18 protein-coding genes are annotated in these 17298 nt (G+C 45.4%); 10 read left to right on the top strand and 8 right to left on the bottom strand.

The features are described 5' to 3' along the window. Positions 1–13: 13 nt before the first annotated feature. The 3 genes from QUB10_RS02305 to QUB10_RS02315 all read left to right on the top strand — a co-directional run bounded on the left by QUB10_RS02305 (position 14) and on the right by QUB10_RS02315 (position 1732). Positions 14–724 (top strand): Uma2 family endonuclease, encoded by a 711-nt coding sequence (locus QUB10_RS02305; protein WP_333199147.1) that lies wholly within the window; start codon positions 14–16, stop codon positions 722–724. A gap of 159 nt (positions 725–883) precedes the next feature. After that, positions 884–1516 (top strand): tRNA (guanosine(46)-N7)-methyltransferase TrmB, encoded by a 633-nt coding sequence (gene trmB, locus QUB10_RS02310; RefSeq protein WP_333199149.1) that lies wholly within the window; start codon positions 884–886, stop codon positions 1514–1516. A gap of 75 nt (positions 1517–1591) precedes the next feature. Then, a complete protein-coding gene (locus tag QUB10_RS02315) occupies positions 1592–1732 on the top strand; it encodes a hypothetical protein (RefSeq protein ID WP_333199151.1) in 141 nt (46 codons plus the stop codon). Between the two features lies 1 nt (position 1733). Here the strand turns inward: QUB10_RS02315 and QUB10_RS02320 are convergent, their stop codons facing one another. Continuing rightward, the gene (locus QUB10_RS02320) at positions 1734–3248 is read right to left on the bottom strand and encodes a phospholipid carrier-dependent glycosyltransferase (RefSeq protein ID WP_333199152.1); all 1515 of its coding nucleotides are present in this window, start codon (positions 3246–3248) and stop codon (positions 1734–1736) included. Between the two features lie 308 nt (positions 3249–3556). Between QUB10_RS02320 and QUB10_RS02325 the strand changes: the two genes are divergently transcribed. Continuing rightward, positions 3557–7117, top strand: coding sequence for a CHAT domain-containing protein (locus QUB10_RS02325; RefSeq protein ID WP_333199154.1), 3561 nt, complete (start codon positions 3557–3559; stop codon positions 7115–7117). Positions 7118–7238: 121 nt separating this feature from the next. Here the strand turns inward: QUB10_RS02325 and QUB10_RS02330 are convergent, their stop codons facing one another. From QUB10_RS02330 to acsF, 3 genes are all read right to left on the bottom strand, one after another. Further along, the gene (locus QUB10_RS02330) at positions 7239–8618 is read right to left on the bottom strand and encodes a site-specific DNA-methyltransferase (RefSeq protein ID WP_333199157.1); all 1380 of its coding nucleotides are present in this window, start codon (positions 8616–8618) and stop codon (positions 7239–7241) included. A 14-nt stretch (positions 8619–8632) separates the two neighbouring features. Then, entirely contained in the window at positions 8633–9514 is an 882-nt protein-coding gene (locus QUB10_RS02335; RefSeq protein ID WP_333199159.1) for a hypothetical protein, read from the bottom strand. Between the two features lie 162 nt (positions 9515–9676). Next, entirely contained in the window at positions 9677–10753 is a 1077-nt protein-coding gene (gene acsF, locus QUB10_RS02340) for a magnesium-protoporphyrin IX monomethyl ester (oxidative) cyclase (protein WP_333199376.1), read from the bottom strand. Positions 10754–11156: 403 nt separating this feature from the next. Between acsF and QUB10_RS02345 the strand changes: the two genes are divergently transcribed. Further along, positions 11157–11633 carry a TM2 domain-containing protein gene (locus QUB10_RS02345; protein WP_333199162.1) on the top strand — a complete coding sequence of 159 codons (477 nt, stop codon included), beginning with the start codon at positions 11157–11159 and terminating at the stop codon, positions 11631–11633. Positions 11634–11809: 176 nt separating this feature from the next. Beyond that, positions 11810–11983: a 50S ribosomal protein L32 gene (gene rpmF / locus QUB10_RS02350; protein WP_006632406.1), complete on the top strand. Its 174-nt coding sequence runs from the start codon at positions 11810–11812 to the stop codon at positions 11981–11983. Positions 11984–12025: 42 nt separating this feature from the next. On the opposite strand, the gene queA is transcribed toward rpmF, so the two are convergent. Beyond that, positions 12026–13165 (bottom strand): tRNA preQ1(34) S-adenosylmethionine ribosyltransferase-isomerase QueA, encoded by a 1140-nt coding sequence (queA, locus tag QUB10_RS02355; RefSeq protein WP_333199165.1) that lies wholly within the window; start codon positions 13163–13165, stop codon positions 12026–12028. Between the two features lie 157 nt (positions 13166–13322). Between queA and QUB10_RS02360 the strand changes: the two genes are divergently transcribed. After that, a complete protein-coding gene (locus QUB10_RS02360; protein WP_333057186.1) occupies positions 13323–13712 on the top strand; it encodes a hypothetical protein in 390 nt (129 codons plus the stop codon). Positions 13713–13910: 198 nt separating this feature from the next. On the opposite strand, the gene QUB10_RS02365 is transcribed toward QUB10_RS02360, so the two are convergent. Then, positions 13911–14540 carry a YraN family protein gene (locus QUB10_RS02365; RefSeq protein ID WP_333199168.1) on the bottom strand — a complete coding sequence of 210 codons (630 nt, stop codon included), beginning with the start codon at positions 14538–14540 and terminating at the stop codon, positions 13911–13913. A 14-nt stretch (positions 14541–14554) separates the two neighbouring features. On the opposite strand from QUB10_RS02365, the gene QUB10_RS02370 reads away from it, so the two are divergent. Both QUB10_RS02370 and QUB10_RS02375 read left to right on the top strand, forming a co-directional pair. Then, positions 14555–15070, top strand: coding sequence for a pentapeptide repeat-containing protein (locus QUB10_RS02370; RefSeq protein WP_333199170.1), 516 nt, complete (start codon positions 14555–14557; stop codon positions 15068–15070). A 298-nt stretch (positions 15071–15368) separates the two neighbouring features. After that, positions 15369–16373: a DMT family transporter gene (locus tag QUB10_RS02375; protein WP_333199172.1), complete on the top strand. Its 1005-nt coding sequence runs from the start codon at positions 15369–15371 to the stop codon at positions 16371–16373. Between the two features lie 6 nt (positions 16374–16379). On the opposite strand, the gene QUB10_RS02380 is transcribed toward QUB10_RS02375, so the two are convergent. Next, complete coding sequence (locus tag QUB10_RS02380; protein WP_333199175.1) at positions 16380–16550, bottom strand: hypothetical protein; 171 nt, start codon at positions 16548–16550, stop codon at positions 16380–16382. Between QUB10_RS02380 and QUB10_RS34180 the strand changes: the two genes are divergently transcribed. Further along, the gene (locus QUB10_RS34180) at positions 16479–16913 is read left to right on the top strand and encodes an SET domain-containing protein-lysine N-methyltransferase (RefSeq protein ID WP_445300821.1); all 435 of its coding nucleotides are present in this window, start codon (positions 16479–16481) and stop codon (positions 16911–16913) included. The two genes, QUB10_RS02380 and QUB10_RS34180, sit on opposite strands and share 72 nt — an antisense overlap. 18 nt (positions 16914–16931) lie before the next feature. Here the strand turns inward: QUB10_RS34180 and QUB10_RS02385 are convergent, their stop codons facing one another. After that, entirely contained in the window at positions 16932–17234 is a 303-nt protein-coding gene (locus tag QUB10_RS02385) for a hypothetical protein (RefSeq protein ID WP_333199178.1), read from the bottom strand. Between the last annotated feature and the right edge of the window lie 64 nt (positions 17235–17298).

Raw genomic sequence — 17298 nt, forward strand, 5'->3', positions numbered from 1 at the left:
GAGGTGAAATACAATGACAATCAGTACAGCCGAATTAAAAATTACCTGGGAAAAATTGCCAGACGACTTCATTTTAGACGAGGAACCTGTGGAAAATATCGACCAACCCTTGCTAGCCGCCGCCTTGCGCGAAATCCTAGAAATCGCAGGGCTAATTTTAACAGGAATATTAGTTGCCCCAAACATGGGAATTTGCGCTACATTAAACGGCAAGCTAGTTATCAAAGCTCCAGATTGGTTTTATGCCCGCAACGTCCAGCCGCTTTCTAGTCCAGAAATTCGCCGCAGTTACACCCCCAACTTAGAAGGAGAAGTCCCGGCGATTGTGATGGAATTTTTGTCAGCTAGTCCCAACGATGAATATTCGATAAAACCAACTTATCCGCCGGGAAAATGGTTTTTTTACGAGCAAGTATTGCGAGTGCCAAGCTATGCACTTTTTGAACCAGCCGCCGGAGTTATCGAAGTCTATCAGTTGAATTCATCAGGAAGATATCAAGTACAGCAGCCGGATTCAAACAATCGTTATTGGATTGGAGGAGTGGGGTTATTTTTGGGTGTTTGGCAGGGAACCAAGGCCGAAAGAACCGGATATTGGTTGCGGTGGTGGGATGAGAGCGGAGAGATGTTATTGTGGGGAGCAGAAATGGTAGAAAGGGAACGGCAGCGGGCCGATCGACTAGCTGCACAATTAAGAGCAGCAGGCATGGAACCAGAGGCCTAGTGCAATAATGAGCAATTTAAAATTGTCCCTTTGCAATTTAAGATTGCTCATTAATTAAAAAGTATTGAACAACATCGCAAAAATCAATATTTATCTGCGTTAATCCACGTTAATCAGCCTTCCTCAGCGGTTAAAAAATACATTCAGGAGACAGCAAAATTGGCAAGAGTAAGAGTGCGGGAACACGTCAATCCCCTATCAATTAGATATCAAGCATCTGCAAGTCCCCCGGATTGGACTAAAATCTATGCCGACTTAAATTTACCGCTGCATTTAGATATTGGCTGCGGCAGAGGACGGTTTTTGTGGCACATGGCGCAAATCCAAACAGACTGGAATTTTTTAGGATTAGAAATTCGGGAACCTCTAGTAGAGGAGGCGAATCTTTGGCGGGACGAAAAAGGCTTGACAAATTTGCATTATTTGTTTTGCAATGCGAATAGTTCCCTGAAGCCCATTTTAGAAACTTTTCCCGCTGGCACTTTGCAGCAAGTTAGCATTCAATTTCCCGATCCGTGGTTCAAGAAAAAGCACCACAAACGGCGCGTGGTGCAGCAGGAATTAGTGAATGAATTGGCAACTTATCTCGCAGTTGGCGGTGAAGTTTTCATTCAATCTGATATTGAGGAAGTAGAAAGGGAAATGTGCGATCGCTTTTCATCTCACCCTAGTTTTAAACGTCAAAATGGGGGCGAATGGTTAGCCGAAAATCCCCTACCTGTGGCTACTGAAAGAGAAATTGCTACTCTGAAACGGGGTGAACCAGTTTATCGAGCACTCTATCAAAAATAATGCTTGCTTTCGCTAACTCACCTTTGTCATAAATGTTATAACTTACATCTTGTACCTTGGTTAGGAACAGGCAAGATGCCTGTTCCACAAAACTTAATTTTCTTGTGGAACGGGCATCTTGCACCTTTGTTAGGAACAGGCAAGATGCCTGTTCCACAAAACTTAATTTTCTTGTGGAACGGGCATCTTGCCCGTTCACAAAGGAATTATTTCTAACTTAAACCCAAGATGGCAGCCACATCCTAATTTTCCATTCCATTTGCGACAAAGGCAGTCCCAAATAGATAGGCATCCAGAAAATAAAAGCACCCAAAACCAGAAAAATAATTGTTACCCCCATTCCTCGGAGTCGAGTTTGAGGGCTGTGCAGCCACCTGTCAACCCACCAAGCAAGTGCTAAAGCTGCAAACACAGAACAGCCCATATAATGGTACAAAAATATGCAGCGAGTCACCTTCACCCAAGGCAGCAAATTAGCGGCCCAATTAACTATTAAATATAACCCCAGCCACATTTCAGCAGTCGGCGGAAACAAAATCGGCCGCTGCTGTTCTATCGTGTCAACAGAAGCCTCGCTGCGCGTTTGCAGCCACACCAAAATCCGGTGAACTAAAACTCCTATTACTAGCAGTAAAGCTAAGGTTGACAGCCACCAAAGAAAGGGATTTCCCATTGCGTGAACGTCAAAAATTGCCTGAGTTGCACCTTCAGGTAAAGGTGGCAAAACCGGATCTGGTTGGGCATTGCTGCTAGCAGTTTTGTAGAAGTAAACTATGGGGCGCAGCATCAAAGGCCAACTGTACCACGTGGAACAGTAAGGATGTACATCAGGCCCGCTTTTAATCCGCTGGTGATAAGTCAAAATTTCCGTTTGCATCTGCCAGAAATTGGGAGTTGGATTAAAGTGCAGGTGAGGAATCCAAGAGATGCTATAAACTAAAATAGGAATAATAGCTAGACTTAAGCAGAGTTCTATAAAATTGAGTTTAGTCAGTTTTTGTACGGGACTTTCGGCAGGAATTAGAGGTGAATCTACCTCGCGGCTTTGTTCTTCATTTCCTCTGTTACCCTGGATAAAACGAACTGTCCAAGCACAGATTAAAATTAGATAAGTACCGAAAAGAAACCATAATCCGTTCCATTTGATAGCCGCAGATGCGCCGAAACCTATTCCGGCAATAACCAGCCAAAGCCAGCGCTTTTTGCCTTCTGCTTCTACGGATTTTAAAATAAATAACTGACCTAAAATTCCAAACAAAACTAGATAAATGTTGTTCAGCGCGTAGCGAGACTCAACTAAAAACAAACCGTCGCAGGCAATCAATAAAGCAGCAAGAAAAGCAAAGGTGCGGCGGGGAACTAGCTGATAAGCTAGTGCTCCCACAACTAGGGGAATAAAGGAACCTGTGAGAGCATTCAGCCAGCGGTAATCCCAAGGGGAAAGCAGGGAGCCAGCCATACTGTTGACGGCTGTTTTGCCGAAGGGAAGGTGAGTGCCGATCGCAATTCCGATCGCAATTATGTACTGGCTTAGAGGCGGGTGAGCGTTGAAAAACGGAGTTTTGGTGAGATAATCGTTGGCAAATTTAGCGTAATAAACCTCGTCAAATACTAAAGTGTTAAATCGCTCTAGTTCCCAAAAGCGTAGACTTAAGGAAAAGAGGAAGACACCGAGCATTGCTAGGGAAAAAATAACATTCGATTGGTTTAATTGTTTTTTCTTGATTTTCATAAAACAGCAGCCAATAATAGATACTAAATTTGAGGGCGATCGCTAATTAAAAATTCTTCACTTGAGAGTAACGTAAAATAGGACTTGTGCAGAAACCGAATTTTTCATGAGGAACCGGGTTTTTGGGAAACACCCGGTTTCTTAAACCCGGCTTCTAATAATCCTTGGAGAGTGCAGCGAGAACCAGGAGGGACTATTGTTTCACCAAATGCTCCCGATCTAATTGGCAAGCAGGAAGGAAAAGGGTGCATCACAAGGTGCGATAGATTATGATAGCAGCTAATTAGGTCTTTTTTGAGCGAGTGCTTATGAATCCCATACTTTCGATTTGGGGGCGTTGGGGGTTAGCTGTAGGTGCGACTATCCTGATGGGATCTGCCGCCGCGCCAAATCCCCAGACATTTGAAAGTTTTGCTGATTTCTGTACCAACAAAGAGAATTTGACCCCTGAAACCAGACATACGGTGGAGGTGTTGCTATCAAAAGCAAAAACACAAGAGTGCGATCGCGCTCAAACAGCACTGACTAATCTCACAGAACTTTCCCTGATTCGCAATCAAATAGTCGATATCAAACCATTATCAAAATTCACCAATCTGAGAGAGCTCAACCTCAGTACAAATCAAATAACAGATGTGCAACCCTTATCGGGACTGACTAATCTGAGATCTCTCGTCCTCACTTCAAATCAAATCTCAGACGTGAAACCATTATCGGGACTGACTAATCTCACACTACTTTACCTAGCTGACAATCAAATAGTCGATATCAAACCATTATCAAAATTCACCAATCTGAGAATGCTCAACCTCAGTGTAAATCAAATAACAGATGTGCAACCCTTATCGGGACTGACTAATCTGAGATCCCTCGTCCTCAAATTCAATCAAATCTCAGACGTGAAACCATTATCGGGACTGACTAATCTGACAGAGCTTTTCCTCGAAGCTAATCAAATCGTAGATGTAAAACCTTTAGCGGGATTGACTAATCTAACAGGGCTGTCCCTCGCATCTAATCAAATTGTAGATGTGACACCTTTATCGACAATGACGGAGTTGAATTTTCTTTATTTGAGTGGCAATAAAATTGCAGATGTGAAACCATTATCGGGATTTGCCAATCTGATACTGCTTTTCCTCGAATCCAATCAAATCGCAGATATCAAACCTTTAGCGGGATTGACAAATCTGACCGCCCTACACCTCAGTAGAAATCAAATCGCAGATATCAAACCTTTAGCGGGATTGGTATATCTGACCACCCTCGATGTCAGTAGGAATCAAATCCCGGATGGAGAAGCCGATCGATTAATTGAGAAAAACAAACAACGATTAAATCAAAAAACAGATGAAGCCGAGCGATTGCTTCAGGAAGCTAAGCGACTATTGGCTCAGGAAACAGCAGCATCTTACCAGGAGGCATTGCAAAAGTTTGATGCAGCGCGTTCGCTTTATCAAATGCTTAGAAATCGGGGCAAGGAAGCTGAGACGCTGAATATAATGGGCTTGATTAGTAATAGATTAGGAGAAAGACAGCAAGCCCTGAACTACTACAAGCAAGCCCTTTCTGGGTCTCAGACTGTAGGCGATCGCCAGATGCAAGCCCTCATCCTCAACAATATCGGCGCCTTCTACTATGCTTTGGGAGAGAAACAGCAAGCCATCGACTACTATAACCAAGTCCTTTCCTTAATTCGGGAAATGGGCGATCGCCCTGAAGCAAGTATCAACCTCAGCAACATCTCGAACCTACCCGCAAACAGCGACAAATCTTTGGTCAATCGCACTGCGGAAGCCACCACACTCAACAACATCGGCTTAGCCTACAACGATTTGGGAGAAAAACAGAAAGCAAAAGAGTATCTTAACCAAGCCCTTCCCTTATTCCGGGCTATGGGCGATCGGACTAAGGAAGCCACTATCCTCAACAATATTGGCATAGTCTACTATGATTTGGGAGAAAAACAAACAGCCCTCGACTACTACAAACAAGCCCTCGATTTGAGACAAAAAGCGGGCGATAGGCGTGGAGAAGCCAACAGCCTCAACAATGTAGGTAATACTTACTCAGAATTGGGAAAACTGGAGAAAGCAGAAGAATATTTCAACCAAGCCCTGCCGCTGTTTCGCACTGTGGGCGATCGTCCTGGGGAAGCCCTCACCCTCTACAATAGGGCTATTCTCAAAGGCGATCGAGGCAATTTAATCGCAGCCCTCACTGACATTGAAAGCTCCATCAAAATCATCGAAAACCTCCGCACCAAAATTACCAACCACGAACTCCGTATCTCATACTTTGCCACGGTACAACACTATTACCAGTTATACATTGATCTGTTAATGGAACTGCACAAAACCAATCCCAACTCTGGTTACGATCGCAAAGCCTTAGAAGCCAGCGAAAGTTCCCGTGCCCGCAGCCTCCTAGAACTTCTTCAAGAAGCAAACGCCGATATTCGCCAAGGTGTAGCCCCGGAATTATTGCAGCAAGAACGCAATTTACAACAGCAACTCGATGCCTTAGAAACACGCCGAATCGAAACTCTAAGCCGCCCCAATCATACCCCCGCAGAGAAAGTAGAATTAGACCAAAAACGGCAAACTTTACTAGGACAATATCAGGACATTCAAGCCCAAATCCGCTCCACCAGTCCCCGGTACGCCACTCTCACCCAACCGCAACCTTTAACGCTGGCACAGATTCAACAACAAATCCTCGATGACAATACCATTTTACTCCAGTATTCTTTAGGGAAACATCGTAGCTATCTCTGGGCTGTGACTAAAACCAGTATCACCAGTTATGAATTGCCCAAACAGGTTGACATCGAAAAAGTCGCCCGCAATTTCCGCAATGCTGTGACTAACCCGCGCTACCGAAACATTCCCGATCGAGTTGCTGAAGCTAACAACACGCTTAGTCAAATTATTTTACAACCTGTAGCAGCACAACTCGGTCAAAAACGCCTCCTGATAGTTGGCGATGGCATTCTCAATTACCTCCCCTTTGCCGCCCTCTCGCTCCCCGAAACACCCGGTAAAAATCGGAATTCGCCTTTAATTGTAGACCATGAAATTGTGCTGCTGCCTTCCGCTTCCACCTTGGGAATCTTAAGACAAAACTACAATGACAGACAACCCCCAACTCGGACTTTAGCAATGCTCGCCGATCCAGTTTTTAGCGGTGACGATGAACGAGTCAGAACCCAGTCTAATAGCGGCAATCCCCAAGCAATAGAATCAGTAAATCTCGGTTTAAGCCGCTCTAGCCGCGCCAATAACATACAGTTGAGCCGTTTAAAATTTACACGCCAAGAAGCTCAAATCATTCAAGCATTAGTACCAGCCAATTCTCGCACCGCATCTTTGGATTTTGCAGCCAGCCGCGCCGCAGCAACCAGTCAGAACTTAAGCCAATATAAAATCATTCATTTTGCAACTCATGGTTTAGCGAATAGCACTAACCCGGAACTATCGGGAATCATCTTGTCACTGGTAGATGAAAAGGGCAATCCCTTAAACGGATTCCTGAGACTTACTGATATTTTCAATCTCAAATTAGCAGCCGATTTAGTAGTGTTAAGTGCCTGTCAAACCGGAATGGGGCAGATCGTTCAAGGCGAGGGGATGGTAGGATTAACGCGGGGATTTATGTATGCAGGGGCTCAGCGAGTTGTGGTGAGTTTGTGGAATGTGGATGATGAAGGAACGGCTACGTTAATGTCGAGTTTCTATCAGGGAATGCTGCAAAAAGGGTTAACGCCAGCGGCGGCTTTAAGGGCGGCACAACTGGAAATGTTGAAGCAGGAAGAGTGGCGTTCTCCTTATTATTGGGCGGCTTTTACTCTTCAGGGGGAATGGCGATAAATTTTAGGGAAAACAGTTATGATATCAAGTTTAATTAATTGCTGATAAATCTTATATGGTAATTGTCTAGCAAATTTTTGCGATGTGGCAGAATGCTTTTTGTGATTTTTTTTGTACGCTGCTACTGCCATTCTATCCATTGCCTCACAATATTTTTTAGTTCCCCAGCAAACGAATCAGTTGCATAAAGATCAAAGTTATTAATCATCTCGCTTTTTTCTAAGGGAGACTCAGCTTGAAATATAGATTCATCTAAGTTAAAAAGCGATAATTGGCGAGACTCGTCATCCGATGGATTCTGGTGTAGGGATGTTTGCTGGCTGACAAAATCGCCCATCCGTTCGCAACCCTTAGCAAAACGGCGCAAAGTAGTTGCGATCGCCTCAGAACTATTATCAATTCCTATCCATCTCCTCCCAAACTCCGAAGCAACACTCAAAGTCGTACCCGAACCGGCAAAGCAATCGAACACTAAATCATCAGGATTTGATGAAGCTCGAATAATTCTACTAACTAGATCACGGTTTTTCTCAGTTGGATAACCTGTAATTTTAATATTCTGATTGTGAGCATCGCGAAACTCTAGCCAAATATCTTGTACGGGAATCCCGCTACTGCTATCCAAATATATCTTGCGACGGGGATTTCCTGTTGCAGACCAATATATTTCCCCTCTAGCATCCATTTCATCTAGTGTTTGAGGTGGAAATTGCCAATGCTTTCCTGGTGGCGGATTCATCCCTCGCCAAGACTTTCCAGTTTCGCCATTTCGCACTCCAGGCGCATGAATCGGAACCTTTTTATATCGCCGTCCAGTTTCCTTTTCAATGTATTCATATTCTTTGTTGGCGCGCTTATCTGTCCATTCTTCAACAGGACGATTCCAGACATAAGTATCTGATTTACTATAAAACAGGATAAAATCTGAAACATTGCCGTAAGTCTTTTTTGTGTAGTTCTTTGGATTACATTTTTTGCGAGTAATCCAATTTCTAAAATTGCGTTGACCAAAAATTTCATCCATAATCACCTTGATATAAAATGCCATTTTATCATCAAGATGGACATAGATTGAGCCGTCATCAGCTAATAAGTCTCTCAATAGTATCAACCTCTGACGAATAAATTCAATATAGCTGTTCCCTCCTAATAAGTCAGAATAAGCCTCAGTCTGAGAACGCGATTGAAACACACTTTTAGTTGCAAAAGGCGGATCTATATAAATTAATCTTACTTTACCTTTTACGGAACTATCTTTAAGTAAAGATGCTAAGATTGGTAAATTATCACCATAGTAAAGACGGTTTTCATTTGCCAGACTTAGCTGGTCATTGCTAGACCACAGTTTTACACATTCAGCTTGATGAGTGTCTAAAACTTCACTTGCCGGCACTTTTCCTGGATATGAAAAGCACGCATCCAAGGTATTGTTTAATTGGCTTTCACTAAAATTAGATGCAGCTTGACCCTGCGATTGTTTTTTTGAAATACCAGTAGCCATTGTCACTCCTATTTTCAAGAACGCAGCCATTCCACTGTAATCCGATGGGGAACCATACGCAGTGTCAATACTATAATCTTATCTGGCCAGCTATTTTCAATATTGGCGTAGTCGTCCCACATCGAGCCGAGTAAGAGACCGGGCCCATCATTCAGAAAAATTACTTTAGTTCTTAAGTTATGATTTTGTGTATAACTGAGGATTTCATCAGCGCAACTACGATAACCACCTGTTCGATCGTCTTCTTGTGCACCGCCTCTATCAGAATCATATCTTGCCAATCCTATTGCGAGCAAGTCATTTTCATTAATATCGTAAATCACAAAATCAACAGGACGTTTCGGGTTGGGATAGTTGACGAAGACATTTCCCATCAGGATATCTTTTCCAGCTCGCTCTGGCCCTCTGATTGCCAAGTAGGGAAAGTGTAAGCGGAATAAGGAGAAAAATCTTTCAGTTAGGTCGTATCCTTTTTTTCCGCGACTTTTGTATTCCCACAATAGAGCCGACATTGCCTCATCGGGAATTGGACGAGTCATATAAGCAGCTTGAACTTCTTGAACAGACCTAAAACGTGCTCCGAACTGATTGCAAATTTCCGTTGCCTTTTTTTTCCTTCTGAGCATTTCCACGGGAAGCTCAGGGCTGACATACTTGCGAAACACGCTAAAAAGTTGAACTCGCATCCATGTGCTGGGAACCTCTGAAATCTGTATAAATAGACGCACTGATGATTCAGAAGTCCTGAGTAATTGCCCAAACATTACTAAAACTGGTTCGTAAAGTTGGCAAGCCTCCTGCAATATATCGGGATAGTATTCTCCGGCAGTCAAGGTGATCCAGTTGTGTCCATCTGCTTTGTAGTCTGCAAAAGAGTTGCGTCTTCCCGAACTCATATCACTCATTCCTCATCTCACAATTAACTCCTTCATAAAGTTCCTTAATTGAATTTGAAACCCGATCGCACGCCGCCAATGAAAACTAATCTAACATCATACCAAAAAAAAGCGGTTCTGCTTGTCGCAGAACCGCCGTCACAGAGGATGAAAAATCAAAACTTAACGCACAACGCCCTGTACTGAAGGTGATTCAATTGTTTTCATGAAGTACAGCTTCACTAATTGCCAGCCGTTCGACAGATACAAAGGCAATTTTTGGAAGAACTGCAAGAATTTCGGAGTATTAGAAGCAACAATTGCTGTCAACTGCTGATTGTTCTTGAGGCAAATATCCAGCCGTTCATAAAATTCTGGATTGTTCACGTCCAGCATCACGGGGAATACGCGGCCTGCTGTTTCGTTGGTCTTTTTAATCACTTCAATGTCGTATTCGCGAGCATCAAGTCCGAGCGATCGATAAAAACCGGCGCGCTGGATATCATTGAGATACATTGTCGCGAACACTGACAGCAAGAAGAAACGGCACCAAAGCTTAGCGCGCCAATCATTCAACATCTGAGGCTGAGCTCTCATCACCGCATCAAAGAAATCTCCGTGGCGGTTTTCATCCTGGCACCAATTTTCAAAGAATCGGAAAATCGGATAAATCTGGTCTTCAGGATGGGCTTTTAAGTGCTGATAAATCGTGATATAGCGCCAATAACCGATCTTTTCCGACAAGTAAGTCGCGTAGAAAATAAACTTCGGCTTAAAGAATGTGTAACTGCGGCTCTTTGTCAAGAAACCCAAATCCAGGGACAAATTAAAGTCCGAGAGAGCTTTGTTGAGGAATCCGGCGTGCCGCGCTTCGTCCCGCGACATCAGCAAGAAACCTTCGGCCAGCACTGGATTTTTGTCCTTGAGCTTGCGTGCCAATTCTTTGTAGAGCAAGAAGCCAGAAAACTCAGCGGTGCAAGAGCGTTCCAGGAATTCAATGAACAACTGGCGCTTTTCGCCGTCGATGTGTTCCCAAGATTGATCGAACTCGGCATCACGCACGAAGTGGTTGCGGTTGTAGTCAACGCGGAACTCTTGGATAATTGCTTCTAGTTCGGCTTCATTTACCGAGATGTCCATTTTGGCCATCTCGTCAAAGTCGGTTGTGTAAAATCTCGGCGTGAGAATAGTTTCTTTGGCTGGGGCTTTCACTCCCGGCCGCAGTTCTTCAAAAGTGGGTTTTTTGAGGGAATCTACCATATTTTTATTGGATTTCTGCTTATAACTACTCGCTTGTTTCCATTGTCGGGTACTGCGGACGATCGCGATCGTGTATGTCCGGCCAGCGCTGGCGGCGCGCTTGGTTTGGCGCTCCGTGTGGAATCTAAGTCTAAGCTGCTGTAATTTCCACGCCCTCCAGTTTACCAAGCTCTCGCCCGCGCAAATATGTTGCTGGCGTTAAGAATTGCTACGCAAAATTACTCACTGGGCATGGGGCATGGGGCATGGGGCATGGGGCATGGGGAATTGGTAGTAAATAAACAATAACTTCGGACTATGCACAAATATCTGCTGGTGTCAAACTGTTCAAAGACCAGATAGAAAGTACAAAATGTATACAGGGACTCCAATTCTTAGAATAATCAGGCAGGACGGTCAGAAAATGAGCAATTTAGGTGTTAGTTACCTTTTATGGGCAGCTTGTTTTTTCGGCCCCTTCGGACTCCACCGCCTCTACAACGGCAAGATTGGTAGTGGTTTGCTGTGGCTGTTTACCTTTGGTTTGTTTGGGTTTGGGCAATTGTTTGACTTGCTGCTGCTGCCGAACATGGTGGATGAACACAACGCCAGTCTCAGGGGCAAACTCGGCGTATCTCGCGAAGGTATACCGCTATATCCCAGCAACGGGGCGATCGCCGCGACATATCCCAAGCAAACTCCAGACCAGTTAGGGGTTAAACTCCTGAAGGCAGCTTATACCAAGAACGGAAGATTATCTGTCACCCAAGGGGTGATGGCAACCGGCGCTACTTTTGCCGAAGTGGAAGAGGCTTTCACGGCACTGCTCAAAACGGATTATGTGAGTATCGAGAACGATGCGGTAACTGGCGTCGTGATCTACCACTTTCACGAACTTTAGCTGCTGCGGGTGCGTGATCTAGGGGATTTTGTCTATTTTTCCAGAAGCTAATCGCTGACGCACCCTACTACTTGATATTGGTTGGTGAGCAGTTATTGCCGTTTTTTGAGTAAGCATTGCCGACAAAATCGGCTAGAATGTTTGTTTGTCTATATAAGCAGAAAGTATTTAGCGTCATGGCAGTCCCTAAGAAGAAAACCTCCAAATCCAAGAAGAATATGCGTAAGGCCACATGGAAGCGCAAAGCTGTAGTGGCAGCTCAGAAAGCTCTGTCTCTGGGCAAATCTGTTCTGACTGGACGTTCCAACAGCTTCGTGTATCCTGGCAATGAAGAAGAGGAGGAAGAATAGAAACGGAATACCGGGCATGGGGCGAACCCGATGCCCGATCGATCAATCCTTTTTTGCTGTGGGTAAAATCAGCATGGCATCGCCAAAGGAATAAAAGCGGTACTGATGCTCGATCGCTTCTCGGTACAAATCCAACAGCCGAGGCCTTCCAATCATCGCACTCACCATCATCATCAAAGTAGAGCGGGGCAAGTGAAAATTGGTAATCATCCCCTCTACAACCCGCCACTTGTAACCAGGGTAGATAAACAAATCGGTCGGGCCACAAAAAGGTTGCAAGGAAAAATCGCCACTCGCGGCGGCGGCTCCCTCTAAAGCTCGGACTGCTGTGGTACCCACGGCAATGATCCGCCCGCCTCTGGCTTTAGTTTCCCGGATTTTCTCAACGGTGGCGGCGGGTACTTCCACCCATTCGCCGTGCATTTTGTGAGCCGTCACGTCTGCCACCTCCACCGGGCGAAACGTCCCTACTCCGACGTGTAAGGTGACAAAAGTTTTTTCGATTCCCCGCTGTTCCAAGCGGCTGAACAATTCTTCGGTGAAGTGCAGGCCTGCTGTGGGGGCAGCCACCGCCCCAAGCCGATCGGCATAAACAGTCTGGTACTGTTCCGCTGAAGCTTGGGAATGGTCGATGTAGGGCGGCAAGGGTACGTGGCCGTATTCGTCCAAAAACTTCACCAGATTCTCATCTGTGGGGATGTCAAACTCCAACAGCCGTCCTCCTGTTGCGTCGTCCCTCTCTATAACTGTTGCAGTCAATCGACGACGATCGGGGATCGTGGCATCGGTTCGGCAACAGCAAGGAGCTGTGGTAGAGTTCTCATCGGCAGGGGCGATGGGATCAAACTCAATTTGCGATCCCAACTTTAAGCGTTTCCCCGGTTTAACCAAAGCCAGCCAACAGTTGTGCTGCCGTTCTTCCATCAACAATATCTCCACAGCCGGGCCGTTGGGTTTGTGCCCGTAGAGCCTCGCGGGTAGCACGCGGGTGTTGTTGAGTACCAGCAAGTCGCCTGGTTCCAGCAAATCTGGCAAATCCCGGAAAATCCGGTGTTGCTGGGTGCTGGGAGAATCTACAGCCAGCAAGCGAGAACTGTCCCTCGGCACTACGGGATTTTGGGCAATGCGCGAGGGCGGAAGTTCGTAGTCATAGCCGTCCAAAGACCAGTCCATCTCTGTCATCGAGTGAATTCCTGTGCGATCGATCTGTCAACTGGGTAACAAATTGGGTAAAAACCCCCATTCAAAGTCGGGTGCTTTTCCCCTTGTGGTGGCGGGTAGAGTCCGCGACGATAGAGGTATAGCATCAGCTTTGCTCATAAGGCTCATAAGGATCGTTATGGAATACCTCTACTACATCGCCAATACTAGCCTTACTCTGAGAGTCGTGGATTACCTACGCACGGCTCATCATCTTCCCTTGCAATTTATCACTGTTATTCACCAAATTGACGGCTGGGTGGTAAAGGTGAAAATGAGCCAATACTTAACTCCCGAAATGCACGGGGATTTTCGGGCTTTTATGAACGAACTCGGGATTCCTTACGATCCTGAAATTCGCTTGCAAATGGCGCTTTGGAGTTTGGAAACCGGACAATCGCCACTGAGCGTGATGCGCCGCTACCAGGTGGCAGTGGTTTGTCACGGCTGCCCTGACCGCAAAGAAATTGAAGCGTTTCGCCAGCAGTTTGTCAAGGGTCTGGGATATTGCCCGGAAACTCTGGCCTAGATTGCTACGCATATACATTAACTGTGATGACAGAACAGGAGAGGGAGAGAAGGGGAAAGCGGGAGAAGATTTAACGCTTTTTTCAGCTCCGTTAAAGCTCAAGACAGAAATGCGCCACAGCCTAGGCAAGTTAACAATTAAAAATGACCTAGGGGCATTGGTTTGAGATTTTACCCTCTAAATTTTAATTATATATTTTTAAATGCTAAAAGCCGAGCGAATGTATTCTTGCAGGGTGAGTCGGTAGTTACCTGCAACGGCGGATTGAGAATGCGCTGCAGTTAATGGTGGTAATATTTGCTTAGTGTTTTGTTGTAAAGGTTCGCACCTGACTAAAGCGACATCAAAGCGACAATAATTATTGGCTAAATCTGCATGAGTGCTTAAAAATATTTCGGCTGTTTGCCAAAGTTTGGCTTGTTTTGTGGTATTAATAGCCAACATTCCACCCGCATCCCAATTTCCCCGGCGGCGAGTTTTCACCTCTACAAATGCTAATGTTTGGGAATGGGGAATGGGGAATGGGGAATGGGGAATGGGGAATGGGGAATTTTCGTTACCTCTGTTGATTTCGCTTTCTTCATCTCTTCCGAGTGCGATGATGTCAATCTCTCCCCAGCGACAGTGCCACTGGCGGTGCAAAATTTCCCAGCCTTGCTGCTGCAACCACTCGGCGACTAAGTTTTCTCCCAATGTGCCGATATCCCTAGAGTTTGGGGATTGGGGGGAATTGGAGTCAGCGGTGGCGAGCGGGCGATTCCCTACGGGATAGCTACGCTTGACGCGCTTTCTGGTAGAATTCAATTCTGAACTGTCACGACTGCCCATTAGCTTGAACTTGTATGATGATTTCTCGAATTCGCCAACATATTTATACTTTCTTGCTGAGTTTTGTTATTTTAGCAGTAATTGCCGCTGGGGCGATCGGCATTAATCCCGCACCTGCTTTCGCTTTGGATCACGACAAAGAAATCCTAGTCGGCGCTGATTTTAGTGGACAAGTTCTGACTGACGACAGTTTTAATAAAGCTAATCTTCGCAACAGCAATTTTACTAATGCAGATTTGCGGGGTGTCAGCTTTTTTGCTGCCAATATGGAAGAGGCAAATTTTGAAGGCGCTAATTTCACGGGTGCTACTTTAGATTTAGCTCGCATGATGAAAGCAAATTTAACTAATGCTATCCTTGAGGGTGCTTTCGCTTATAATACCAGACTCGAAGGAGCGGTCATTGACGGTGCTGATTTTACAGAGACACTGCTGCGAGACGATATGATAGAAAAACTTTGTAAAGTGGCAAAAGGTACTAATCCGGTGACGGGTAGAGATACTCGCGAAACTCTTTTTTGCGATTATTAAAAGGCTAATTAAACAAAACTTACCCCGCGGGCGGGGTAAGTTTCATGTAAACTCTGTGGCAGTAGGGCGATCGGGCTTGAGCCACTGCCCGGTACATGACTGCAATATCAGCGGAACCCCCAGGAAATCGAAGATTTTATGCTGTAAACGAGTCGGCGTCGTCAGGTCGAAACTAACTGCAACACCCGCTAGTTTAGGCTGAATTCGACTTTAAAATATTGATATTTCTTACTCTAGTCAACCTCTTTACGGTTAACTAACTGAATTTAGTTACATTGCTAATCGATTAGGCTACTCAATGACTACAGAATTAAATATTGGTTCTCAAAGATCGCCAAACACTCTCCATGCTTGGGGTATAGCAGTGTTGATCCTTGTCACCCTAATCTGGGGTACAAGCTATCCGGTTATCAAGGGAGCTCTCAGCAGTCTTTCTCCTTCTGCAATATTTGCAACCCGCTACGTAATAGCAGCGTTGCCGTTTACCCCCTATTTGCGCTTCCTGAATTTTTCCCTGCTACGGGATGGAGTCTTCTTATCACTCATACTGTTTCCTGCATCAGTCCTCCAAACCCTTGCCCTTGAGACGACTTCTGCCGATCGTGCTGCATTCATTGCCAGTTTCAACGTCATCCTAGTTCCTCTGCTAGGGCAACTGCTAGGTAGGCAGGTGTTCCCAAAAACTTTCCTCGCCGCAGGAATTGCCATCTTTGGCATTGGAGTGATGTGTTGGGAGAGTGAACAGCTAGTGCTCGGCGATCTGTTGATCTTGGGCAACGCCTTCCTCTACTCGATCTACACTCTTAAGCTTGAGTCCACCACGTTGCGGCACCCCATTTTGCCACTCGCTGCGATCCAGCTTTGGGTGATAACAATATTTTCTGTAATCTGGGCCGCTCCCGATCTGCTTACACAACAGGAAGCAATTGGCGCGAATCTTGGTATTCTTTTATATATTGGCTTATTTGATACTGCTGCTACGATTGTGCTTCAAGTATTGGCCCAACGATGGGTTAACGCTTACCAGACGGCGCTAATTTATACGCTAGATCCGATTTTCGCAGCGATTTTCTCGTTTCTACTACTAGGAGAGAAACTTGGAATACGCGGTGTGATTGGCGCAGCTCTTGTAGTGGTGGCAATGGTTTTTGGTCAAAGCAAATCTCAGGACACTGATCACAATGGCGAAATCCAGGTTAACGAGTCGATTGTCGCAGCGCTGTCAGATTCGGATACTGAGCCCATTAACGCTCCCGTGTCGCTTCCGAGCCCTAACCTCGTGGAATTAGAATTAGATTTGTAATTTGTATTAAGAGTGAGGAAAATGGGTTTCGATAATTTCATCCAGCAAACAGAGAAAGGTAGAGGCGTTTTTGCCAGCCGAGGCTTCCGTAAAGGTGAGACCGTGGTGGTTGGACGGCGAGTCGATATCTTGCCCGAAAGAACTACTCACTCGATTCAGATGGACTTGGACCTGCATATAGAAATAGATGAACCGGGAGTATTGATTAATCATTCTTGTAGCCCAAACACAGGGGTTCGGAATAATCAATTCGGAGCATACGATTTCGTGGCATTGGTTGATATTCCTTCGGGAAGCGAGATTACATGGGATTACTCTACAACAGAGTACAGTTTCATTGACATTCCCAAATGTTGTTGTGGCTCCACCGAATGTCGATCGAAGCTCCTTGGATATAAATTTCTCCCTGACGAAATCAGGAAAACGTATGGTGAGTTTATCGCCGATTACCTCAGAGTAACGCCACCTGAAACGGAACTTCTCCCGCGTCCTCTTAAAGTTCCTAGTATTCCCCCCATCAGTAGGGCGATCGGGCTTTAGCCCCCGCCGGATACATGACTAGAATGTCAGCGAAACCGCCAGCAAATCGAAGGCTTTCTGCTGTAAAGGAGTTGCCGTCGTCAGGTCGAAACTAACTGAAACACGCGCTAGTTTAGGCTGCACTCGATTTTTAGCGATCGCCGATAAATTAGTCACTAACGTCCCAAAACTTTGAATGGGAAACTTCTCCAAAGTACGCTTTGTTGAAGCTTTCCGTTTCGCCGGAGTGGCAGACAAAACCTGGACAACCACCAAACCAGACTCCCAAGGATCTAACCACTCGTCATCCTCGAACAACAACGGTGCTAATGGCGATCGCATATCCCATCTAAGTTTGCTTCCATTTCCATCTTCTGGCTGTTTCGTTGGTAGCTGATTTTGGTTC

The organism is Microcoleus sp. B5-D4, from assembly GCF_036705145.1.
Taxonomy (GTDB): Bacteria; Cyanobacteriota; Cyanobacteriia; order Cyanobacteriales; family Microcoleaceae; genus Microcoleus.